The organism is Mucilaginibacter gossypii (genome assembly GCF_900100945.1).
GTDB lineage: Bacteria > Bacteroidota > Bacteroidia > Sphingobacteriales > Sphingobacteriaceae > Mucilaginibacter > Mucilaginibacter gossypii.
This window is the reverse complement of record NZ_FNCG01000006.1, coordinates 1-26,016: the sequence shown is the minus strand read 5'-3', so window position 1 is coordinate 26,016 and position 26,016 is coordinate 1. Positions and strand designations below refer to the sequence as shown.

15 protein-coding genes are annotated in these 26,016 nt (G+C 38.9%); 6 read left to right on the top strand and 9 right to left on the bottom strand.

What is annotated here, in order from left to right; translation table 11 throughout:
• Positions 1–92: 92 nt before the first annotated feature.
• The 9 genes from BLS28_RS13240 to BLS28_RS13205 form a co-directional block, all read right to left on the bottom strand.
• A complete protein-coding gene (locus BLS28_RS13240; RefSeq protein WP_091167697.1) occupies positions 93–401 on the bottom strand; it encodes a hypothetical protein in 309 nt (102 codons plus the stop codon).
• A 263-nt stretch (positions 402–664) separates the two neighbouring features.
• Positions 665–2,212, bottom strand: a complete 1,548-nt coding sequence (locus BLS28_RS31165) for a 3-keto-alpha-glucoside-1,2-lyase-like domain-containing protein (RefSeq protein ID WP_218134412.1) — start codon at positions 2,210–2,212, stop codon at positions 665–667.
• Positions 2,213–2,248: 36 nt separating this feature from the next.
• Positions 2,249–3,559, bottom strand: a complete 1,311-nt coding sequence (locus BLS28_RS13230; RefSeq protein WP_091167694.1) for an MFS transporter — start codon at positions 3,557–3,559, stop codon at positions 2,249–2,251.
• Positions 3,560–3,616: 57 nt separating this feature from the next.
• A complete protein-coding gene (locus BLS28_RS13225; protein ID WP_091167691.1) occupies positions 3,617–4,813 on the bottom strand; it encodes a Gfo/Idh/MocA family protein in 1,197 nt (398 codons plus the stop codon).
• The gene (locus BLS28_RS13220) at positions 4,810–5,838 is read right to left on the bottom strand and encodes a glycoside hydrolase family 5 protein (protein ID WP_091167688.1); all 1,029 of its coding nucleotides are present in this window, start codon (positions 5,836–5,838) and stop codon (positions 4,810–4,812) included. Before BLS28_RS13220 ends, BLS28_RS13225 begins: the two co-directional genes overlap by 4 nt.
• 30 nt (positions 5,839–5,868) lie before the next feature.
• Positions 5,869–6,825, bottom strand: a complete 957-nt coding sequence (locus tag BLS28_RS13215; RefSeq protein ID WP_091167685.1) for a sugar phosphate isomerase/epimerase family protein — start codon at positions 6,823–6,825, stop codon at positions 5,869–5,871.
• Between the two features lie 23 nt (positions 6,826–6,848).
• Entirely contained in the window at positions 6,849–7,946 is a 1,098-nt protein-coding gene (locus BLS28_RS13210; protein WP_218134411.1) for a TolB family protein, read from the bottom strand.
• 54 nt (positions 7,947–8,000) lie between these two features.
• Positions 8,001–8,351: a hypothetical protein gene (locus tag BLS28_RS31160; RefSeq protein WP_218134410.1), complete on the bottom strand. Its 351-nt coding sequence runs from the start codon at positions 8,349–8,351 to the stop codon at positions 8,001–8,003.
• Between the two features lie 141 nt (positions 8,352–8,492).
• Positions 8,493–10,820, bottom strand: a complete 2,328-nt coding sequence (locus BLS28_RS13205; RefSeq protein WP_218134409.1) for a glycoside hydrolase family 3 N-terminal domain-containing protein — start codon at positions 10,818–10,820, stop codon at positions 8,493–8,495.
• A gap of 403 nt (positions 10,821–11,223) precedes the next feature.
• On the opposite strand from BLS28_RS13205, the gene BLS28_RS13200 reads away from it, so the two are divergent.
• The 6 genes from BLS28_RS13200 to BLS28_RS13175 all read left to right on the top strand — a co-directional run bounded on the left by BLS28_RS13200 (position 11,224) and on the right by BLS28_RS13175 (position 25,753).
• Positions 11,224–15,366 carry a hybrid sensor histidine kinase/response regulator transcription factor gene (locus BLS28_RS13200; RefSeq protein WP_091167684.1) on the top strand — a complete coding sequence of 1,381 codons (4,143 nt, stop codon included), beginning with the start codon at positions 11,224–11,226 and terminating at the stop codon, positions 15,364–15,366.
• Between the two features lie 451 nt (positions 15,367–15,817).
• The gene (locus BLS28_RS13195) at positions 15,818–18,928 is read left to right on the top strand and encodes a SusC/RagA family TonB-linked outer membrane protein (protein ID WP_091167682.1); all 3,111 of its coding nucleotides are present in this window, start codon (positions 15,818–15,820) and stop codon (positions 18,926–18,928) included.
• Positions 18,929–18,988: 60 nt separating this feature from the next.
• Entirely contained in the window at positions 18,989–20,566 is a 1,578-nt protein-coding gene (locus BLS28_RS13190; protein ID WP_091167681.1) for a RagB/SusD family nutrient uptake outer membrane protein, read from the top strand.
• Positions 20,567–20,776: 210 nt separating this feature from the next.
• A complete protein-coding gene (locus BLS28_RS13185; protein ID WP_091167680.1) occupies positions 20,777–23,212 on the top strand; it encodes a glycoside hydrolase family 3 N-terminal domain-containing protein in 2,436 nt (811 codons plus the stop codon).
• A gap of 361 nt (positions 23,213–23,573) precedes the next feature.
• On the top strand, positions 23,574–24,986 hold the full coding sequence (locus BLS28_RS13180) for a hypothetical protein (RefSeq protein ID WP_091167679.1): 1,413 nt from the start codon (positions 23,574–23,576) through the stop codon (positions 24,984–24,986).
• Positions 24,987–25,027: 41 nt separating this feature from the next.
• On the top strand, positions 25,028–25,753 hold the full coding sequence (locus BLS28_RS13175) for an endo-1,4-beta-xylanase (RefSeq protein WP_091167677.1): 726 nt from the start codon (positions 25,028–25,030) through the stop codon (positions 25,751–25,753).
• Positions 25,754–26,016: the final 263 nt, after the last annotated feature.

Here is a 26,016-nt window from a genome sequence, read left to right as displayed (position 1 = left end):
TTGATATTCCAAATTCCCAATTGTGGGTTTTGGGTATTGATGACGCTTAGGTCTCCATTTCTGATCAGGTATCTGCCTATACGGGTAAGGCTTTAGTTCGAGTAACTGAAATTTGGCAGGACATTTTGCCCGTCGACGAATGTCGGCGGGTTAAAGTGCCCGACCAGATAGTTCATTAATTGTGAATCCTGTTGGATCGCCTTGGTACGCTGACGGTCATTTTTCCAGGGACACGCAGGTCTGCAATCACCGGTACAGCTCTTTTGCTGGTCCTTTAACAGAATTCCCTCTGATTGCAACGATTTGACCAGTTCATTTTGCAATACCGATACCGCCGAAGTTTGGCCTGCAGCTGTTCCGGCCAACAAAAGTAAAGTTAAAAGAGACCTGGTTTTTTTCATAATTGCGAGTTTAAGTCATTAAATATAAATAAATTATGTTGTAAAAAAAACTTATATTGACGTTAAGCTTTGGTATTATTAGATTTTGGGTTTCTTTTCAATTAAGAACAGATTTTCTTCTTAGAGGCTGTTTAAAAACGGTTCAACATAATTTTATATATTGTCAGATGCTATTACGGTTAAAGTTAATTATTTACGCTTTGACAAAGTTTATTTTAAACCCGTCTATTAGATGGTCACGATTTTAATTATGCGTCTAATTTTTACAACGACTTTAGTACCGCTAAACTCACAGGGACCTGCTGTTTTACTACATTACTTTCATCTTCTATATAAAAATATTTTATTCCTGATTTTTGTGCTGCCTTTATTATTTCTGCGATGTTTATTTGACCGGAGCCGAGTGCGACATCATTTGCTACCGGTGTCGTACCTGTAAGATTTCCTATAACACCTTTCCTTAAATCTTTAACATGCATTAGCTTAAACCTCTCTCCGTATTTTTTTAATAAGTCAATGGGGTTTTTTCCGGCATGGAATGCCCATAATATATCTAACTCAAAGCTGACAAATTCTGGTCTTGTGTTTGCCATAAAATAGTCGAAATATGTGTTTGCTCCATAGCATTGCATATCAAAACCATGGTTGTGATAGCAAAAAGTTAATCCAAATTTTTCTTTCAGTATTTTACCTGCAATATTGAAATCACGTACCGCTTTTTGGGCAACATCTATTGTCAGGTTTGTTTTTTCATGCGGAATCCACGCCATCCGTACAAATGAAGCTCCTAATATTACCGCATTTTGTCCAACCTCACTTGTTTTGTTAGTCAAATCTTCATAGTTAACGCCAAACGATGTACACCTCATACCTCTTTCGTCTAACATTTTTTTAATAGCGGCAGGACTTTTTCCGAAGAGGTTGGAGAACTCAATATTAGTGAATCCTAAAGCTTTTATCGTATCAAGTGTTGCTTCGAAATTTCTCTGGAAGCTATTACGGTAGGTATAAGATACTATTCCTGGTGTTTCTTTTAATGTTTTTCCCTGTATGGGTGTTTCGTTGTACTTTTTCTCCTTTATTTTTATGTTTTTAAAATAAGTTTTGAAGCCATGATCCTGAAGAAGTATGCGGCCTTTTTTATTGATCCCAAAATCAGGTATATCTTTATACTTGCTTTCTTCAATCAGAGATCTAAACATATCGCTAGTTCGATCGTAACTTAACACTAGCACCCCGTTTAACCAATGCTGCACATTAGTTCCGTTAGATATTATTTCTAAGGTGTTCCATTCGCCAATCGGTTTGACTGGTTTGTTATCAATTGCAGGAATTAAATCATATAATGAGGCAATAGTTCTGTTTCCGTTTTTGCCTAGTTTAGCGTCCGGGTGGGTGGCATCATCCAATAACTGATACTCCAGGCCAATAGCAGATCTCGATGTACCGGGAATTGGCTGTTGCGGCTCAACAAAATATTTTACCCCACTGTTGGCACCCTTAGTTAATTTAAAATCAATTTTCAATTCAAAATTATCATACTCCTTAATCGTTACAATATCACCACCATTTGCGGATTCTGCGCCATTTGTAGCTTCTACTTCTAATAATCCATTTTCAATAACCCAGCCCTTATTGGGAAACTGATCAAGAAATGCTCCTTTCCAGCCCTTAGTTGATTTCCCGTCAAATAGCAATTTCCAGCCGTCTTTTTTTTCCTGTTTTGTGATTTGATTGTCTTGTGCGGCTGCATTAACATAAATCATAAAAAAACCACCGATTAGAAATAGGGTTAACTTTATTTTTTTCATTTATTATTGGTTTACGAGGTTTGCTTTTAAATTAAGCTATATCTCTGCTTTAGGCATCTTAGGAGCCAACAAACTAAAAATTATCCAAGCAATAATATAGGCCATTGAACATATGATAAACATGATGTAGTAGCCTACTTCTATTTTCCCGAGGTTACTGTAGTAGGTAAGTAAAAATCCAGCAAGTTTAGAAATTAGTACCCCTCCAACGGCACCAACCGTACCGCCGATGCCCACAACTGATGCAATTGCTTTTTTGGGAAACATATCAGATACAGTTGTAAAAATATTGGCCGACCAAGCCTGATGAGCTGAAGCCGTCAGGCCAATAATTGCCACAGCGTTCCAATAATTGAAAGTGCCTAGCCATTGCGCCGCCAACATAGGTAAGGCACAAAGTGCAAATATGAGTAAAGCTAGTCTACGTGCTTTGTATACCGGCCAGCCGAGCTTGATGAGGTGGCCTGACAACCAGCCTCCTATGATGCTTCCAAACATGGCCATGGTATATACCACTGCAATTGGCAATGCCAGGTTCAGTTTGGTCATTCCATATTGCCTGTTTAGGAAAGAAGGAAGCCAGAACAATATAAACCACCAGACAGGGTCGGTAAAAAACTTTAACGCCGCGAATGCCCAGGTTTGTTTATAAAATAATAAGCTTATCCATTTGGTTTTTTGTGTTTCGGCGATGTTAATATTTTCATCGTTAGTAATATATTGGAATTCATCTTTGGATATTTTTTTGTGTTGTTGAGGGGTTTGGTAAAAAACGAACCAAAAAATTAACCAAATAATTCCAATGGCGCCCGTTAGGATAAACGTCCATTCCCATCCAAATTTAATGGCAATAAATGGCACACAAAGAGGGGCAAATATTGCACCTACATTCGTACCGGAATTAAAAATACCTGTGGCTAATGCCCTTTCTTTCTTGGGGAACCATTCTGCTACCGTTTTTATAGCAGCAGGGAAATTTCCCGCCTCACTAAACCCAAGCGCGGATCGGGTTATTAAAAATCCGAAAGTGGATTTGACAAAAGCGTGTGCGATTGAAGCAATGCTCCAAATAAAAAGAGCTAATGCATAGCCTCGCTTTGTACCTATTTTATCAATAATAAAACCAGAGCCCAACATCCCCAGGGCATAGGTGATTTGAAATGCAATTACTATATTGGCATAGTCTGATTCATTCCATCCGAAAAGTGGTTCTAAGTAGTCGTCTTTTAGCAGGCTGATTACCTGCCGGTCAAGATAATTAATAGTTGTTGCAAAAAACACCAGGCAAAGGATGGTCCATCGGTATTGTTTTACTGACTTCTCGGTGTGATATTCTTCTTTTTTCATTTCAATTTAGCGATCACTGCATGTATGCTGTCAGGTAGTGTTATTTTAAATCATGTTCTACCGCCTTGTTAATGAAATAGGCACCGATTTTCCTTGCAACTCAGCGGATAAATAAGCAGTATAAATAGTCGTAATTACGTCGGCGGCCAATTGGCTATCGCTTTCTATGGGTTCTCCGGATATCACAGTTTGATAAAATGCTTCCATTTCCTGTTGATATCCGTTGAACCAGGCTTCGTCCGGCGAAATGAAAGACCAGCCTTGTTTTGTTCTGGTTTTTTCGACCACATAAATATCGGCGAAGTTTGAATCTGAAGGGTTATAGGTTTGCATGGCATTATTAGGCGCAATATTGCATATCGTACGATGGTTATTTGCATGTACTTCAACATAGTTTTTCACACCACCGTGTAACAACTCACAGGCAGTTATATCGGCAATAGTTCCGTCGTCAAATACCAGGTGAACGATTGCGTAATCTTCTACATCTTCATACATGTCTTTCAAATACCCTTCATTTTTAAAACTGGGCATTCGGGTAATGGCATGCGTCCTGGCTGAAACTTCTTTAGGGCGAATTGGTCTTCCGTTTCTTTTTATACCTTCTATCTTTTTTAAATAAATCGATGCGGCCAACGGATGGCTTCCCTTGCCTATTAAAGAGCCTCCCCCCGATAATTTCCACTTCCCGTAAGCTAAAGAATGTGATCCTGAGTGGGATTGTTGTGCTTGTATCCACGGTATTTGTGCACCTGTTTTTTCGATGAGCTCTTTTTCCTTTTGTATAGCAGGCGCATATATCCAATTTTCGGCGTACATAATTTTACCCTTGCTCGCCTGCTCTGCCGATAGCATATTTTCAATGCTGTTTAAGGCCAATGTTAATCCATCATTACGGCTAAAAAGATCTCCATTAAAGTTGTCAGAGCCGTCTCCAAAATATCCGGTAAACGGTTTCTCTACAATTGCATGCTTGCCTTTCTTTAAAACATTTATGACCAACTCTTCATGAGTTGAAGGAGGCGTGCAGATATGTAATACATCACAGATTTCAATTAGTGAGTCCAGTGTAGGAAGGCTTTTAATCCCTCGTGCCGTTGTAAATGCCTTCAGCCTTAAACTGTTTGTGGAAAACGCACCTGCTATTTGCAAATTTGCGCAGTAAACTCGTTTTATAACGTTGTAATGAAAGTCTGCCGCAAATCCGGAACCTACAATTCCAACTTTGACAATTTTATTGCTATGATCAATCATTTCGCAGGTATCAGGGCATTTTTAATTGGTTGTACCCATTCATCATTATCCAGATCATAAAGAATAAAGTCGGAATCAAATTGCCAGTAACTCCAGCTCCAGTTTCTGATTTCTGCTTGTCTCGCTACATAATTGGTCCATTTCGCGCGTGAAGCCATATCGGCTTTTTCATAAGCTCCAAACTCGCCCAGCGTTATTGGACGGTTATTTTTTTTAGCCCACTGATTTGCCATGTCAAAATCATCCGTCACCGCTTGTTTTTGTTCGTTGGTTCCAGTCCATGTGATGCCGCTTAAGTCTTTGTTTTTTAAGGACCATGGAGCACCCTGATGAGTGAATTGAATAGGACTATAATAGTGGATAGCAACAATGATATTGCTATCTCTTTCAGGTAAAGTCAAATTATTTAGATATTTGATCTGGTTACCATAAACCGTTCCGACAAGCAACGTTCTGTAGGGATTAGACTTACGTATAATATCGTAGGCTTCACTATAAATTTTATTCCACAGTTCGGGCTTCATGTTCGGCTCGTTAGCAATTTCAAACAGGACATCATGAGGATAATCTTTGTAGTGGTCTGCAATTTGTTTCCACATGGATAAAAACATTGATTTGGTACCCAATGGATCTTTTCCCATTGCATTGTGCTCATGAAAATCAACTATAGTCATTAGATTGTTTCTTAAAGACTCTTTTACAGCCCAATCCAACTTTTTAAAGAAATCGGGGTTAATGGTAAAAGTTGAATCGTGCAGAGAAAATTTAAATGGGCTAATGACTATCCTGACATTATCAAATCCAGCATTTTTTATCTGTTTGAAATGTTTGTCTTTCATTCGGGCTTTAGTGGCATCTTTCCATAAGGGGTCATATCCGATTATATTTACGCCTCGGCCCATTTTTGCATTTTGTGCAAATGCATCGCTATAATTTACGGTTTGCTGGGCATATATAGTCTTGCTTCCAGTGGCAATAAACAGTAATGCCAGCAGCAACTGACTTAGGTTGTTGATTTTTTTCATTTAAAGTATTCGGTCAAAGTTCCAGCGTATTTAATTGTAAACTTGTTTAATTGCAGCTTGCAGTTTGTTTAGCATTTCTGGGACAGATTCAAATGGGTCGTAGGGTCTGCCCCGGACTAATAAGGTTTCGACAGGAAGATAACCGGTGTAGCCGCCAGCTTTGATGATTTTGATAAGTTTTAAGTAATCAGTAGGTACTGTGCCTCCTATACCGAACGGGCTTTCTTTTATCTGCCAGTTAATAGCGAATGGCACGACCTTTGAAATATCTTCATAGGGATCTTCTGTTTTAAAATTGCCTGTATCCACAATTAATCCTACCCATTTAGAATCAACAGCTTTTAACACGTAAAGACATTGATCGGCTGTTTGCAACATATCTCCGTGATTTTGGATGCCAATTTTTACACCATAACGTTGGGCATAGGTAGCGCATTGTTTATAGCAATCTATCATCCATCCGGCAACTTCTCCCCATTTGTTTTCATATCCTTTGGGAATGTCTCCTGAAAACACTCTAACCACAGGAGCGCCCATTTTAGAGGCGGCAACAATCCAATCTTTAGCAAGCTGTAATCCCTCTGCTCGTACTTTAGGGTCAGGTGAGGCAAAGTTATTTCTTATACCGGTGCCTGTAATTTTTATACCCAGTTGTGTAGCTTTTTCCTTAAATCTTTTAAGATATTCGTCTGAAGGAACATTAGGATAGGAAGGGAAGAAATAAGCAGTTGGGTCAAGGCCTTTTATATTTTGTGAGGCGCACCAATCCAATAGGTTGAATATGCTGTAAACCGGTTGTTTATCACGATTATCTTTTGCTGTTAATAAATCGCTGAAGGAGTAGGCGTTAAGCGAAGGAATTAATGGATAGAAATTTTTTCTTTGTGCAATGGCTGATATTGGTGATAAAAAAATAGCCAAAATGATTATTTTCAATGCTTTTTTATGGGTACCCATAATTGTTGACTTAATTTGATTAGTGTTCATGCTTTAAATTTTTTCTATGTGTTTTAAAAATTTCCATTGCTAACAAATGCTATTTTTTTGCTGTCTGGCGACCAGCTTGCAACGTTTATTGTTCCTTGTCCGCCATATAAATAGGATATTACTCTTGCTGGGCCGCCTTCAACCGGCATTAACCTTAGGTATACGTGTTCATAAAATGGATGTTTGTCAGCAGGTACCTGGTTTTGGAACGATATAAATACCAGCCATTTATTATCGGGCGACACATGGGGGAACCAATTGTTGAAATCATCGAATGTTAATTGCGTTTGGTTTTTTCCATTAACATCCATGCGCCAAACTTGCATTTTTCCTGTGCGTGTAGAGCAGAAATAAATGTATTTTCCGTCGCGTGAATATTCTGCTCCGTCATCTAGACCGGGGCTATTGGTCAGTCGGATTTCTTTTCCGCCATTTTTTGATATTTTAAAAATATCAAACTCCCCGTTTCGTTCGCCTGTATATAACAAGAATTGGTTATCAGGCGACCAACCATGTAAATATGATGGACTTTTGGTCGTTATTTGCTTTGGAAAACCACCGGTGATGGGTAGCGTGTATACTATTGACCGTCCTTTTTCTTCTAATGCATGGTGACTAATGCCAATTTGCAGTCCATCAAAACTAAGAACATGGTCGTTATTGTTTTTATTAGCAAAGCCGGTGTTTAATAAATTTGCACAACTGTTGTCAAGGCTGAAATTGTATAGGTTACCAGCTTTATTGAATATCAGTGATTTGCCATCTGGAGTCCAGTTAGGTGCTTGCAAAGAACCACTGTCACTTAAAACAACCTGTCGTAGCCCGGTATTGATATCCATAATTTCCAAAGCACTGCCAAGGTATTCTTTGTATTGAACCAGTTCCTTGGGGGCGGTGTTATATATTCGTGTATTGAAAAAATCTGCCTCCTCGGTAAACTTATTGGTATGTGCGCAAATAAAAAGGCCCGCAACCACGTTGTTGCCCAGGTCAATGTTTTCCAGTTTTTGTACCAGGTACTTTTCTCCAAAATGTGACACAGACATCGTGTAATTATTCCCTTTTTTTTCTAATTGTAATACATCGGGATACTTGATGGTTAGTTTGATTTCTTTCATCATGGTGTCTGTAGTTGTGCGGTATTGAAGCGATGTTAAGCCGTCACCATGAATGGTTCAGGCTACTACCGGCGAGTTTGCTGCGGTAGAAGTTCTAATCATTAAGCCCGCTTTTCCGTGTGGCTCATGCCCATCACCTACAAAACTCAATTGCGCCTGTATAACGAAATCTCCGGTGATTTTTTTACTCAGAAAAGAAAAACTGTCATGTCCGAACCAGATATTCATACCTGAACCTATTAAACGATAGGCCTGTAGGGGCTCTTGGTAACTCGCGAATCCTTTAATTTGGGTTGTTCCAATATCTATGAATTGGTCAAATGAACCAACTTTAGCTCCTGGGATTTGCGCCTTGGCATTTGAAAGAAATGCAGTCAACAATGTCAAATAAAATAGTTTCGATTTCATTAGGTGATTTGGTCAATGGATGTTATAATGTGGTGATAATGTTTGTTTTTGAAATTGCTATGGCTTTTATTTAATTGCAACTGAAGTCTGTTTTTAATTGGCTCGGCATCATAGGTTTAACATTTATTTGATAAAACATGGCTAATCAACCAATTCAAACTTTACTTTTTGTTCATTTAGCATTATATAAAATTCACCGCTTTCCAAATGTCGAACACCATTGGCGTCTGGGAAACTTAAGTCCCTTATTGGATCAATTTCAAATTGGAAAGTCTGTTTTTCTCCTGCTTTTAGGTTCTTTTTTTCAAAAAATTTAAGTTCTTTAACAGGTCGGGTTACAGAAGCCACGGGATCCGAAATAAACCACATAGCTGTTTCCTTACCATCGCGCAACCCTGTATTGGTGATCTCTACTCTTGCGATTAGATTTTTGTTTTTACTTATGATACTATCCGAAAGGGTGATCTTACTGTAAGAAAAAGTTGTATAACTTAATCCGTGCCCAAACCAATAGTTTGGCTCTGAAGATATATCCTGGTAACCACCTAATTTTGGACGGGCAGACTGCCTCATATTATAGTAGGTAGGTATTTGCCCGGTTGTTAAAGGGAATGTGATGGCTAATTTACCGGAAGGATTTAACCGTCCTGAGATAATTCCTGCTACTGCACTTCCGCCAGCAATTCCAGGTTGCCAGATTTCTAAAATAGCACCAGATAAACGATTCAACGACCCCAACTCGATGGGGCGGCCATTGGAGATTATCAAAATAATAGGTTTTCCTGATTGCTTTAATATACTGAAGAGGTGTTGCTGGATAACAGGCAGAGCAAGGGTAGAGCGGGTCGCATTTTCGCCGCTCCATTTTTCCATTTCGCCTAAACATAATACGATGATATCCGATTTTTTTGCTGCGATAGAAGCTTCATTAAATCCACTTTCATCATCCCCGTCAAAGTCACAGCCTTTAGCAAAATTCAGTGTGGTTTTTCCTTGAAATTCTTTCTTAAATCCGTCAAATATTGTTTCTACAGACGAAGGCATGCCTTGCCCTTCCCAGGATCCCATGATATTAATACTGTCTTTTACCATCGGACCTATGAGAGCAATTTGTTTAATATTATGAGCAATAGGAAGTGTTTGACCATCATTTTTAAGTAACACCATCGATTCTTCTGCAAGTTTTCTTGCAATGGCCATACTTTCAGGTTGATAGTACCTGTCTTTTTCTGGAAGCTCTTCTACATAAGGTTTGTCAAATAGGCCTAGTTTAAACTTTAATCTTAAAATCCTACGGACCGCGTCGTCAACCTGCTTCATCGAAATCCTATGCTCCTTTAAAAGCAGTGGCAAGTTGTCAGCGTATATATTGTCAACCATATCCATTTCAACACCTGCTGTGAATGATTTTAAAGCAGCATCTTTCCTGTCTTTTGCAAAACCTTGTGGAATTAAATTTTCAATTGAGCCCCAGTCTGAAACTACAAAGCCATCATGTTTCCAACGCTGCTTCAAAATATCAGTAAGAGTAAAATGATTTGCCGAAGCAGGCACGCCGCTGATATCATTGAATGCACTCATGAGGGTAGCAGCGCCTGCTTTTACACCAGCTTCGTAAGGTGGCATAAACGTATCCCACAAAGTTTGCGCCGACACATCGGCATAATGGTAATCGCGTCCTCCTTCGGATAGGCTATAGCCAATATAGTGCTTCAGGCACGCCGCAATAGAAAAGGTATCGGAAAGATTTTTACCCTGGTATCCTTTTACCGAGGCAACGCCAAAAACGGCATTGGTATAAGGGTCTTCACCATATCCTTCCGCGACTCTTCCCCATCTCGGATCGCGCGCTACATCAATCATTGGTGAAAATGTCCAGTCAACTCCCGAAAGCTTTGATTCCTTGGCTGCTACGGCGGCAGCTTTTGCCACCAGGTTGGGGTTCCAAGAGCATGCCTGGGCCAAAGGGATTGGATATATCGTTCTGAAGCCGTGAATAACATCAAAACCCATCAAAATAGGGATCCCTAAACGGGATTGCTCCATGGCCTTTCGCATAATCTCATTACGATAAACCGGATTAACACTACGATAAATCAAAGAACCGATTTCGGGACGAACCGCTTTTTTACTTGCTTCGATATTATTTGCATTGGCATTTTTACCATAGGTCCACTGCGTCATCTGAAGAATTTTTTCTTCGATTGTCATTCTTCGCAGTAAATCCTCAATCCGCTGATTAATGGGGATGTTTTTGTTTTTATAAACCAAGGCGGATCTTTTAGCCGATTCTTGAATTTTTTTCGGTGTTTGTACATTGATTTGCCTATATGATACAGAAAAGGTTGAAACTGCTGCAATCAAAAATGAAGCGTATTTTAACGCTTTTATAAAAGAGTAGCGATTCTGACCGCTGCAAAACGGCGAAGTTGTTCTCCAAATGTTTTTAAATAGGGACTTTCTGTACATAAATATTTAGAATGTATCGCTTCATCAGCATTTAATGCTGATGAAAACTCATGCAGGGTGTTAAAATTAGGTTTGGAGGTTGATTTTAAAGATCAGCTTGGCAAACATGATAAGTTACATGCAATTGATAGGGGTATAAACATCCCAAGTGTGGGGTTAAAATATCCCTTTTAATAATAACGGAAGTAGTTGCTCGTGTTTAGCTCTAATTTTAACGGAAATGACTTGGAATATTTAGCTGCCGAAATAATTATATCCACCATAAATTCAGGCGCTTGCGATAGTGATAGCGCTTTATTGTTTAAAATCCAGCATTGTAAAATAACTTTAAATTAATCGAATGTTTATATCTTGCGGCACCGTTCCCTTCGAATAGTTCAAATAACCAATTATAAAGCCCTTTATGAATTTAAGTAAGTATTACTACTTCATAATTTTATTTTTTACTGCTAATCTGGTTGGTGCTCAAACACTCAATTTCAAGCACATCTTTTATAAGGAAGGATTGGTGCAAAGCCCTATTTCAAATTTTTTGCAAGATGATAAGGGATTTATTTGGTTTGGGAATTTAAAAGGTTTAACACGATACGACGGATACGAGTTTAAGACTTTTGTCTATGACGAGAAAAATCCCAGTAGCCTTTGTAATAACAGGGTGAATATTATTTTCCAGGATCATGAAAAAAACCTATGGATAGGTACTGCGAATGGAATTTGCTTATATAATAAATATACTGAAACCTTTACGCCAATTGATATTTTAGAAATTAAAGGAGGACGAAATTATATTTCCTCGTTAGCGGAAGATAACCTCGGCAATATATGGGTGGGTACTTTTGCCGGAATTAGAAAGCTTAATCGAAAAACGCGGAAATTGGAGGAGGTTTTCACTACCGAATCTAACGAAGTTTTGGGTAAAAAAGCAATATTTTCTTTGTTTACAGACCGGGATAATTCATTGTGGGCTGGTACCAAACTTGGTTTACGTAGGTTTGATCCTAAAACCTATCAAATGCTTACAATCCCCGAAGCATTTAAAGAAGTAAAAGATCTAAAAGTCTTAGTCACCAGGCAAGATCAAGAAGGTAATTTATGGTTTGGTACGGAAACGGCCGGGGCCTTCACATATCAAAAAAAGCAAAATACCTTATTAAGGTACCTGTCAATAACGGGCAATCCTAATTCAATATCTTCCAATTGGGTACGGGATATTTTATTATTTGATGCACAGTCGTTGTGGTTTGCTACCCGTACTGGAATTTGTATTTTAAATACAGCCACACAGAAGTTTACCAATTATAAGCACGACCCCTTAAATCCAAACAGTTTAAATGATAACGCAATTTGGAGCTTTATGAAAGATAGGGCAGGTTGTGTTTGGGTTGGTACTTTCGGAGGGGGGATCAACTTCTATTATAAAGGGAATGCGAACTTCAAAAATATCGTGGAACGTATTGGTAATGAAATAGGGTTGAACCATGTTTTGGTGAATGCTGTAACTGAGGACAAAGATGGGTCTTGGTGGGTGGGTACATTTGGGGGCGGTTTAAACCATCTTGATTTCAATAACCATAAATGTGAATATTTCTCGATAAAGCCAGATAATCAATTAATGGCGAGTAACGGAATAAAATCATTGGCCGATGACGGTAAAGGAAATTTGTGGATTGGATCGTTAGATGGGTTAAGCTTGTTTAATAAGGAAAGGAAGAAGTTCAGGTATTTCGAATTCCCTGTAAGCGATGGGAAATTGAGCGAAAAACTTATCAGTGCAATTTTGCCAGATGGAGAAGGTGCTTGGATTGGAACAAATGGCGGTGGATTAAGGTATGTATTGCCAAATGGACGATCTCCGGTTTATTTACGAAAACAGGCGTTAAACAATATGGGAGGTCTGAACCTGAGCGATAATTTTGTTTCGGCTTTAGTTAAAGATTTTGATGGCAATTTGTGGGTGGGGACACAAAATGGATTGAATTGTTTTGACACCAAAGCCAACGCCATTACAAAGATTTACCAGCGAAGAAGACACAATAAATTTCAAATTGACAATAGTAATGTTACTGCTCTTTTTATCGATTCCAAACATAGGCTATGGATCGGTACAGAAGGCGGAGGTCTAAATTATTTTGACCGGGCAACCGGCAGGTTTTACGTTATTAGTAAGGATTTGGGATTAGGGGACGATGTTATTCATGCCATTGTGGAAGACGATTTGCACAATTTATGGGTTAGTACAGATTTAGGCTTATACAAAATAGATTTTAAGTTGTTTGATGTTCCTTTTTCAAAACATAATTTAGAAATATCGGGATACTCAGCAAACGATGGCTTAATTAGCAATCAGTTTTCAAACAATGCAGCAATTAAACTTCATACCGGGGAGCTTTTATTTGGTGGTATGAATGGTTTGTCTGTATTTTATCCTGAAGAAATTATAAAAAACACTTTACAGCCTGAGGTTGCCCTAACCAGGGTTTTGGTTAATAACAAGGCAGTAGAAATTGGACAAAAAGACTCGCCGCTTAGTAGTTCAATTGTAGAGGCGAAAAGAATTGTTGTGCCTTATGATCAGGCGAATTTGAGCTTTACTTATTCTGCATTAAATTTTATCAATGCCGAAAATAATCAATATGCCTACAAGTTGGAAGGCTTGGCCAATGATACAGATTGGCAACAGATTGGGGCACAAAGAACAGTCAACTTCGCGAATCTCCCCCCCGGAAGTTACATATTTAAAGTAAAAGCTTCAAATAATGACAAGGTTTGGGGAAACGGCATCCGGTCCTTAAAAATAATAGTTAAACCCCCATTTTGGGCAACTTGGTGGGCGTATTTAATTTATGCTTTTTGCATTAGTATAGTTTCAATCATAGTAGTCCGTTTTTTAAGAAACAGGGCCAGATTAAAGAGGGATTTATACCTGGAGCACGTTTACAATATTCGGCAAGAAGAATTATACCAAATGAAATTAAATTTCTTCACCAATATATCTCATGAAATTCGCACTCCATTAACCCTGATCTTAGGCCCTTTAGATAAAATACTAAAGGAAAATAGCAGTAAGGAATTTGTTAAACCCTTGACTTTAATTAAAAGCAATGCGGGCAGGTTAATGAAACTGGTTACTGAATTATTAGATTTTCGCAAAGCAGAAGAGGGGCGCTTGAACATATATTGTACGAACCAGGATATCACAGCTTTCTGCAAGAGTATTTTTGAATCTTTTCAGGCCTTAGCGGATGACCGGCAAATAGAGTATTATTTTGTCGCTTCAGAAGCACCATTATTTATATATTTTGATTCAAATCAGCTTGAGAAGGCTATTTATAATTTACTTTCAAATGCTTTTAAATTTACACCGGAGCAGGGAAAAATCACCCTAACGGTCGGCAAGAGTTTCATAGAAGACAATTGGATTGAAATTGGAATAACTGACAATGGAAAAGGTATACCCAAAGATATGCAGCCTAAATTATTCGAAAGCTTTTTTCAGGTAGATGATCGGGGAAGGCAGGATATAGGAAGTGGTATTGGATTAGCGCTGTCAAAAAGTATTGTTGAATTGCACCGCGGTAAAATTGAAATAAGCAGTGAAAGTTTTCCAGAAAATGTCACCAGTTTTATTATCTCACTTCCAATTGGAAGTAAACATCTGAATAGCCAGCAGATTCTTGATCCGAGTAAGGCTGCCTATATAATGGATACCGCCGTTATGAATTCTGATAAAGTTATTGTTAATGATGACGCCGCACCTTTATTTTCCAGGTCGTCAAAAAAGTATACACTTTTGATTGTCGAAGATAATGATGAAGTGAGACAATTAATCGTTGATTTGCTGCATGGGAAATATTCCATCTTGCAGTTTTCAAATGCCGAGGATGCTTTGTCGTCAATGAAACATGAAATTCCGGATTTAATAATCAGCGATATTATGATGCCAGGAATGAATGGGTTGGATTTTTGTAAGGGCGTTAAGTCAAACGAAAACACCAGTCACATACCTTTTATCTTACTAACAGCCAAAGCCTCACTTGATCATCAAATTGATGGTCTTTCAACAGGGGCAGATGCATATGTTTCTAAGCCATTTAGCTTTCAAATCCTTGAATTAAATATCAAGAACTTATTGCATGCTCAAGAGGTGATGCGTGAAAAATTTGGACAACAGTTTGTTTTAATGCCTTCGCCCAGTAATATAGCCTCTCCCGAAGAAAAGTTTCTCAACAAGTTAATGAGCATTATAGAATGCAAGATAGAAGACCCTACTTTTGAAGTAAACGACTTGGTTAACGAAATTGGGATGAGCCGTACAGTATTGTACAAGAAGGTACAGGCCTTAACCAGTTATTCTGTGGCAGATTTAATTAAACAAATCAGATTAAAAAAGGCTGCCGCGCTATTTAAGCAAAATACCTATTCTATTGCTGAAGTGGCATACATGGTCGGGTTCAATGACAGAAAGCATTTTAGTAAGGAATTTAAAAAGCAATTTGAGTATTCGCCCTCAGAATATATTCAAAACTTCCATCAGAAAAAAGTTTGATCCCTCTAACAGGGCTTATTTCGTAGCTTGCAACAACGGGGTAATAAATGCAAAGGAGTGTCTTTGGCTTTGCGTTCTGTCCGCCAATGCAAATCATAGCTCCAGTAATTAACTATCTGATATTCTAAATGCACGCATATCATATCTGACGTGTAATGGGATCTTTAATTCATCTCGATTGATGCTTTCTCACAGCAACAAAATGGCCGCAGTATCGGGTCAAAAAGTAGTTTATTCAAACATTCCACACATTCAAAAGCAACCTTGGCAATTTAATATATAGTTTGAATAGACTCCTGTAATAGTTGTTTCTGCCTGTAAAGTACATTTGAACCCTCATTTCAGTACGCTAAAATACCGTCGATTCTGCACTCCTCAATCATATTTGTAGCAGTTATTATCTCTAATAGTAACGCAACCAATTACCAAATTATTAACCAAACCAATTAGAATGAAAACTTTTTACAAAGAGAGAAATGCTTTTTATGTGCTTAGCCGAGGCTACCTCAGGCATAGTGCAATTGCTATTTTATTATTGCTATGTTTAAAGGCTCAAGCCCAGCAAATAGTGATAAAGGGTATTGTAACGGACGAACAAAAATTAACGCTGCCTGGAGTTAGCGTTCTGTTAAAGGGCACCAAACAAGGTGCTGTAACCGGCACTGACGGGAGATTTTCAATGAAGATACCTGATAATGATGCCGTCCTGGTATTTCGGTATGTCGGTTTTTTGGAACAGCAGGTTAAAGTTGGGGAAGAAAGAGATCTGCATGTAGTGCTCAAAGCAGGTTCCAGTAATCTTAACGAAGTAGTTGTGATAGGTTATGGTACGCAAAAGAAAAGTGATATCATCAGTTCTGTTGCTTCTATCAAGCCTGAAAGCGCAACTCGAAATGTTACTTTGGATGTGGGGGAGATGCTAAGAGGAAAGGCGGCAGGTGTACAGGTAACAACAAACGACGCGGGTCCGGGGGGCTCTTCTAATATTTCAATAAGGGGAAGGGGGTCTTTAGCTGGGGGAGATAGCCCGATTGTAATTGCAGATGGTGTCCCTATCGGTTCTATCAACGATCTTAACCCCAATGATATTTCATCAATCGAGATTTTAAAAGATGCGGCCGCACAGGCTATTTATGGGGCAAGAGCATCTAATGGTGTTATTCTCATTACTACAAAAAGAGGGAAACTAGGTAAACTGGCAATCGATTATGGAGGCTATTATGGAACACAAACCGTGCACAGAAACTTTGATGTATATACAGGCCCGGAGTTTGCACAGTTAAAAAGAGAAGCCGATAGAGCGGTTAATAATAACATTATCAGACCAGACAATCTTATTTTCAGCGCAGACGAATTACAGGCTATCGCCGAAAATCGGTCTATAGATTGGTCAAAAGAAGTTTTGAAACCTTCAACAATTCAGAATCACAACCTAAGTTTTTCATCTGGTACCGAAAAAACCAAACTATATGTTGGAGCGAATTTTCAGGATATGCAAGGCATAGTGCCAACAACTAATATTCAAAAGGGAGCTATCAGAATAAATTTAGACCAGGATTTAAAGAGTTGGTTAAAAGTTGGAATTAATACCTCATTCCAAACCTCTAAATCAAATGATCCGGGAGTATCCACAATTCTCCGTGAAGTAATAACAGCATCCCCGTTAGGTAATATCTATAATGCAGATGGAAGCTATAATGTAAGGCCGGGAGGTAATCAGGAAAGTTTCAACCCTTTATTAAATTTACAGCAAACAAAGGATGATACCCGTAACCGCAACGATATTATTAATATTTATTTAGATATAAAACCGTTCAAGGGATTCAATAACAGAATTAACGCTAGCCGCAGGTCCTGGAATTATAAACAATTGGACTACAATACGGCACTTTCCGAAAGCGGCGTTGCCAATGGATCTGCTAACGGAAGCATCTACTTTCAGGATAACAGAGAATGGTTGCTGGAAGATATAATAACGTATAATACTCAAATAAAAAAGCATAACCTGGGGTTTACTTTTGTATCCAGTGCAACTCAGCAGGATTACACATATTTCAGAAACTCAGCATCTAAAATTCCGAATGACATACTTGGCATTTACGGATTACAGTCAGCTTTAATTAATGTGCCAACAATCGGAGGTAACAGGCGCAGGTTGGTTTCGGGTGTTGGTAGGGTTCAATATGATTATTCGTCAAAATATTATGTAACGCTAAGTGCCCGTGCTGACGGATCATCTGTTTTCGGTGCCGACAATAAATGGGGCTATTTCCCAGCTGTTGCTTTAGGCTGGAATATCTATAAAGAAAAGTTTCTGACGGATGTAAAACAGATCACAAACCTTAAATTTCGCGCGAGCTATGGAAGTGTGGGTAATGAAGGAATTCCTCCTTATGGAAGCTTGAGCCTCGCAGATCAAAGAGATTATTTATTTGGCAACAACAGAGTTTCAGGTTATACACCCGGAAGTTCACTGTCCAACCCTAAACTGAAATGGGAAACATCGACAACCTTAAACACTGCATTGGATTTTGCTTTATTCAAAGATCGTATTTCCGGTACAGTGGAGTATTATAATACCAAAACAACTGATTTATTGGTAAATAGGCAGTTGAATTCCTCAATCGGATACACTACACAACCTTATAATATTGGCGAAATTCAAAATCGCGGCATAGAAATTCAATTGGACGGTGTGCCTGTACAAACCCAGGATCTTACCGTGAGGATGGGGGTGTTGTTTTCCAAAAATAGGAATAAAATCAAGAAGCTATATGGAGACCTTAACGGCGATGGTGTACAGGATGATGATGTTGCAAATAATTGGTTCATTGGTCAGCCAATCGAGATTTACAGACAAGCGAAATATCTTGGCGTGTGGCAGGGTACTGAAGTGTACCCCGGCTCGACCTTTGATAAGGCAACAGGAAAGTGGGAAATTAATGGTGTGCAAGCTCCTGTAGCTTTAGACGCAAGTGGAAAGCCTATTGTTGATCCGTTCACCCAGAAAACACCTGTACCTGGAACCGTGAAATTGGAAGATAAAAATGGTGATGGAAAAATAAATGCTGATGATAATTATATAACATCTAAATATCCCGATTGGACAGGCTCATTTAACTTAAGCGTGGCCTACAAAGGATTTGATTTTTCAATGGATATTTATACCGTACAAGGCATTACAAAAAACAATCAATTTTTATATGATTATACCGCAGGTGGGGATTTAAGAGGAAATAGAAATGGGATCAAGGTGAATTATTGGACTCCCGAGAACCCTTCCAATACTTTTCCACAGCCAAATGCTGGTACTTCGCCTCCGGGAATGTATAATCTTGGATTGCAAGATGCTTCATATTGGAGGTTACAAAACCTCACCATAGGCTACACCTTTCCCCAAAAAGTGCTTTCAAGATTAAAAATTGCTAATCTGAAGATTTACGCAACAGGGCAAAACCTAATCACTAGTACCAAGTATCAGGCTTATAGCCCAGAGCAAGACTTGTACTCTTATCCGGCAACAAGAAATTTTATTTTGGGAGTAAAAATCGGTTTGCAATAATAGTAAAATGTTTATAACAGCCGATCTTTTAATTCTTAAATGTCTTAATAAAATAATAAAATGAAAAATCATAATAAAATGTTGATAGCAGGAATTGTAGGAATAATGTCCCTTTTGGCCTCCTGCAAAAAATGGCTAGCGGAAGAAAATTTTACAAAAATTGGCTCGGATGTTATCTACAAGGATGAGGCAGGGTTGAATGTAGGCCTTGGGGCATTGTATAATTTACAGCGAGCATATGAACTGGTTAGTTATAATAGTGGTTTGCAGCAGGATAACCTTTGGATTTATTGCGCGGACGATTTGGGTTGCACCAGGACCTTTAACGATGCTCAAATTTACAAGGCAAATATGAACGCTATAGATTTCCCAAGGGGTAAATGGAATTCTGGTTATCAACTGATAGACAGGGCGAGCGCGATTATCGAAGGTGCGAAAAAAGTTAGTTTTTCCTCGGCAGCCGCTAAAAATAAAGTTATCGGTGAAGCAAGGGTTATTAGAGCAATGACTTTTTTTAAACTTTGGGAGTTGTATGATAATATATTAATTGATACCATCCCAACGACTGTAAATAACGCCTTTGACCCTGTTCAATATAAACCAGCCACAAAACAGCAGGTTCTTTCGTTGATTAGTTCCGATTTAGATTTTGCAATTGCCAATTTATCATATGTTGCTCAACCCGGGGAAGTTAGCCAGGGGCTTGCCCGACACCTTAGAGCTCAAGTTGCTGCCTGGCAGGGTGATTGGGCAACAATGGCCGCTCAATGTGATGCAGTGATTAATACTGGCCCTTATGCTTTACAACCACTGGAAAAGGTGTTTGGCGCGGATGTCAATCATAACGAATCTCTTTATACCTACCAGTTTGATGAGTTAACAGGAGGAAGCTCAAATCTTGCCGGCGGAGAACAGCACTTTTTAAATGCTGTGCTTACTGCACGTTACTATGAAATGCCTGGAGGCCATATGATTGAAGATAATAATTGGGGCGGCAATTCTTTTGCATGGACAACACCGAATTTTTATCTTAAAACGCTGTTAGGATGGGATAAAACCACGGGGCTATCTCCTGACAAGCGCTTCACAACTTATTTTTTCCCAGATACTGTAGTCGGTAACAAACCAGGAGATCCTTATTACGGAAGAAAGTTGCCAAAGTCATCCTATTCAGATAATTACAGGCAATACCACTGGAGTGTGAAGAAATATCAGGATTTCACCAAGCCTGATGGCCGTGCAGGAAGCTACAAAGATGTAATAGCTTATCGACTCGCCGAAACCCTATTGCTGGGAGCTGAAGCTCATTGGAGACTGACCAACAACGGTTCGGACCCTACTGCTTTAATGTACATTAACAGGATTCGCGCTAGAGCAGGCATGCCAAATTTTACATCAATCGACCAACAAACCATTCTAGACGAATCGGCACGGGAATTGGCGTTCGAGGGAGGGCGCTGGTTTTTATTAAAAAGAATGGGAGTTTTGGTGAGTCAGGTAAATAAATACCACACATTTGGAAGCGCAAGCACCAACGAAAAGGTTTTCCCGATGCAAGATTTTCAGGTACGTTGGCCAATACCACAAGATCAAATTGACCTTATGGCGCCAAATTTCCCGCAAAATCCGGGCTATTAATTTATTTTATACCCATCGGCAAATATCGTTATCTATTTGCTGATGGGTATTTATATATAATAAGGCCGGGATGTTCCACGGATTGAAATAAAATTAGCTGATAAATACTGCGCTTTATGTAAACAGAATTGCCATTTCTTGGCCTGTCAGTCTTCCTGCTCAAATCTAACGATCAAAAAACACGCCAGCCCCAATTTTTAACTAATTACTATGAAATATTTCCTAAAAAACTTTGTCTTGATTATATGCTTGCTATTAAATGTTGATTTTTTATTTTCTCAAGATAAATCTGTTAATATCTATCATCAAAGGTGGATAGATTTTAATAAAAACGGAAAGGAGGACATCTTCGAAGATCCCACCCAAAACATAGAGGCCCGGGTAAATGATCTGCTATCGCAGATGACTTTAGAGGAGAAAACTTGTCAAATGGCAACACTTTACGGCTATCATCGTGTTTTAAAAGATCAGCTTCCAACAGCGGAATGGAAAAATGAAATCTGGAAAGATGGTATAGCAAATATTGATGAACACCTCAATAGTTTACCTTTTAACCCCGATGCACAGTCTGAGTATTCTTACCCTTTCAGTAAACATGCCGATGCGATTAATTTGGTTCAAAAATGGTTTATAGAACAAACCAGATTAGGAATTCCAGTCGATTTTACTAATGAAGGAATTCATGGACTAAATCATGATCGTGCAACACCGTTACCTTCGCCTATCAACATTGGTAGCACCTGGGACAAGCCAATGGTCAGAACGGCAGGTAATATCGTTGGAAGAGAGGCTAAAGCATTGGGATATACTAATGTTTATGCTCCAATTTTGGATGTATCCAGAGACCCAAGATGGGGCAGGGTAGTTGAAACCTACGGTGAAGATCCTTTTCTGGTTGCCGAGTTAGGTAAGCAGATGACATTGGGTATACAAGAGAATGGCGTCGCATCTACGTTGAAGCATTTTGCGGCCTACAGCGTCCCCAAAGGAGGAAGGGATGGCAATGCCAGAACAGATCCTCATATTGCGCCTATTGAATTGCAAGAAATTTTTCTCTATCCTTTTAAACGAGTAATTCAGGAAGCACATCCTTTTGGCGTAATGAGCAGTTATAATGACTGGAATGGGATGCCGATAACTGGCAGTAGGTATTTTTTAACGGAATTATTACGAATACAATACGGTTTTACGGGATATGTAGTCTCTGATAGTGAGGCGGTAGAGTTCCTGGAAACAAAACATCATGTAGCAAAAGATGCCGAAGATGCAGTGAGGCTAGCTGTAGAGGCCGGCCTTAACGTTCGAACCAATTTTACACCACCACAGGATTTTATTCTGCCCCTAAGAAATTTGGTTAAAACAGGCAGAGTTTCGATGGAAACATTGAATGCTAGGGTTTCTGACGTACTTAGGGTAAAATTTAAACTGGGATTGTTTGATCAACCTTATGTGGATGACACGAAGTTATCCGATAAAAAGGTACACACGCTAAAAGATGATGAGTTTGCAATGCAAATTAACAGGGAGTCATTTGTATTGTTAAAGAACCAACCTTATAAGGATAAAAAGCAGCCACTTCTACCATTAGATAAAAGCAAATTGAAAAGTATCCTTGTTACCGGTCCATTGGCAGCTGAAACCAATTACGAGTTAAGCAGATATGGTCCTTCAAATAATCATTTGATCTCAGTTTTATCCGGAATTACCAATGAAGTCGGAAATAGGGTAAAGGTAAACTACGCAAAGGGATGTGATGTCGTAGACTCAACGTGGCCAGAAAGTGAGCTTATACCAGTTCCGTTAACTTTTCAAGAACAGCAAGAGATTAATAAGGCTGTGGAAATGGCTAAACGTTCGGATGTAGTGATAGCTGTGGTAGGTGAAGATGAGAAGCGGGTAGGCGAGAGCTTGTCAAGAACTGGATTAGATTTACCTGGCAGGCAGCGTCAACTATTGCAGGCTCTATATGCCACCGGCAAGCCTGTAGTAATGGTAATGATAAACGGTCAACCATTAACTATTAATTGGGAAAATAAATATTTACCCGCAATTTTAGAAGCATGGTTTCCAGGGGCTCAAGGTGGAAGAGCTATAGCCGAGACTTTGTTTGGCACTTACAATCCGGGCGGAAAACTGCCAATTACATTTCCTAAAACAACCGGCCAGATTGAGTTTAACTTTCCTTTTAAAAAGGGTTCGCAAGCTGGCCAGCCTACTGCGGGGCCCAACGGTTATGGCAAAACTAGTGTAAACGGACCTTTATATCCTTTTGGGTACGGATTAAGTTACACAACCTTTAGTTTTACAAACCTTAAAATAAGTCCCTCGGAGATATCTAATAAAGAAGATGTTACTGTTTCGGTAGATGTAACCAATACTGGTAAAGTAAAAGGGGATGAAGTTGCGGAGCTTTACATCACAGATGAGCAAAGTAGCCTAACTACTTATGATTCTGTTTTACGGGGGTTTGAGCGGGTAAGTCTGTTGCCGGCAGAAACTAAAACATTAAGTTTTAGGATACATCCGGATGACTTAGCCGTTTTTGACACCAAGATGAATTTTGTTGTAGAGCCCGGTGTTTTCAAAATTAAAATCGGAAATTCTTCCGACAGTATTCAACTATCTCAGGATTTAACGGTGAAATAATTATAAATAACCCAGATAGCCAATTAATTATAAATATGATATTATCATAAACCATAATCGACTTACGCTATGAAAAAAAGAGCCCATAAGGTGGTTGTAGATGGTTTTACTTGGTTTTCCACATTTTGCCAGAGCGCAAATAAAAATCAGTCCTTGTTTGTTCAGGGAAAGCTCACGGGCATCGGAGCAAGTATTAAAAGTTGAAGATCAGAGGGGAGTTACAGATAAGTGTACGTGGTTAAGATATAGCAATAACGGGAATATAAAGTGCCCTTTACTTTTTGATGAAAATTATAACAAAACACTCGCATATAGCGGTTTCCTGGCCGCATGGCAATAAAGTATAAGAATCCCATAAATTATGAAAATAATAATTCTAATAGGGCTTTTTGTAGCCTTTTCATGGGCTGTTTTTGCCCAAAAAAGCTCAAGCTATAGATTCGTCGAAGCGAAAAAATCAAATAAGGATACCGTTTGGACAAACTACAAAACAAAAACCCTGGTCGCGCTATCCGACTTTAAATCTCAGACTGAACCCCCGCTAAACAAATATGGAAGCTGGGAAATGAATAAGCAAAAGGGTACAGGGTATTTCAGAACTGAAAAGATCAATGATAGATGGTGGTTCATTGATCCGGATGGGTATCCGTTTATTAATAAGGGGGTGGCCGTATTTCGCCCTTTTACATCTGAGCATCAACAGAAAATACTGAAACAAAAATATGGGTCTGTTAATAACTGGTACAAACATGAAAGTACTTTTTTAAAAGATCTGGGATTTAACGGAGCAGGAGCTTGGTCTGATGTTGATTTAATACGCAATAGCCCTTCGCCCATGGTTTATACTGTAATTGTAAATGCAATGGGGAGCTACAAGGCGGACCATATTAAAAGGTTCGGCGGAAAGTATAAAATTGCGGGATGGCAAGGCTATAGGTTTGATTTAGTAATGGTATTCGATCCGGAATTCGACGCGTATTGTGACGCTGCTTTTAAACCTTTATCAAAATATAAAGAGGATAAATACTTACTGGGATATTATTCGGACAACGAATTACCCTGGAAAACGGACGCTCTGGATATTTCGCTTAAGAACCTGGCTAAGGACGAACCGGGATACATCGCAGCCCGGAAGTGGTTAGATCAAAGAAAAGGGAAAACTTCCTCGTTAGCAGATATCACTGAAGCTGACCGGCTGGCTTTTTCTGGTTTTTACTTTGATACTTATATGCAGAAGGTAACCGCGGCACTGAAAAAGTATGATCCAAACCATATGTATTTGGGCTGCAGATTTAACCAGCAGGATAGGCAGGAACTAAGCAATCCAGAGATCTTTAAAGTAGCGGGCAAATATATGGATGTCATATCTATTAACCACTACAGGAAATGGGAGCCGGATTCTGCGCAAATGGCTGACTGGGAAAAATGGTCTGGCAAACCTTTCTTAATTACGGAGTGGTATGTAAAAGCCCAGGATTCGGGTTTGGCAAATAATGGGGGAGCTGGTTGGATTGTTAAAACCCAGCAAGACAGAGGATATTTCTATGAAAATTTTGCCTTATCACTTATTAAGAGTAAAAGTTGTGTTGGCTGGCATTGGTTTACTTACCAGGACAATGACCCTGATAATTTGAAAACAGATCTTTCCAACAGAGACTCTAATAAAGGAATAGTTGATTCAGATTACGAGTATTATAACCCGCTGGTGCAACAAATTAAAGAATTGAATAAACAGGTTTTTAACCTTGTACAATACTTCGATAAACGTAAATAGCCAATTACTTAACCAATTTATAAACAATAATTTAAATTAAAATGAAGAAGATTGTGTTATTTTTTTTAGTCGGATTAGGTGTAGCCGGCTGTAAAAAAGAGTTTTTATTATCAAAAATAAATGATGTAAAAACAACAAAGGTTGTGGTGGATAATGTACCATATTCGGGTAATAATCCCTTACTTAAGAACGCTAATGATGCAGTTTTAGTCGGCGCTGCCATTAACGCCAGCAAATTTAGTAATTCAGCCTATACTAATTTGGCAGGCAATCAATACAATAGTTTAACTGCCGAAAATGAAATGAAATTTGCTTCCGTTGAACCAGCAAGGGGTAGCTTTACTTATAATGACGCAGTTATACTTTTTGCGAAGAGCCATGGTATACCAAGGGTACATGGGCATAACCTTATCTGGTTTTCAAGCAATCCTACATGGCTAAGTAATGCAACCACCGCGGGTTTAACTGCCGATCAAACTTACCGGTCTATCATGCAAACCCATATTACCAATGTTATAACGTATTATTACCAGCACTATAAGAACCCGGATGGCTCGCCCTGTGTAAAATCATGGGATGTGGTTAATGAAGCGGTAAACAATAATGGCACTTTGAGAGGAAGCGGCTTGGCGGATCCGTCGGACGCCGATGATACTGCTAAAGACCACTGTGTTTGGATGGATAAAATATCCGGCGAAGGTTATACTTATATTAAGTCACTGTTGTCCGGTAAAGTTTGTTATTGTTATAAAAAGACTGCATTATGATATAAAAAGAAGGATTTAGGTTTTAAAGCGGATGTCCAAGCCCCCCCAATTTTAGTTGCCGTGAGTGATTTGTTGACATGACGGACAGTTTCTCCGGATCGTTCAGAAAGTTAAATAGGTGGATATAACTCATCAGATGGAGTCTTATAATAGAACTCAGATTAGAGAAAGACCATTGTCTTTTGAGTTGTACCTGGACAATTTTGATTAGAAGATCGGCAATAAAAGCGCACCATATCTGTATTTTGATTGCATTCTCATTA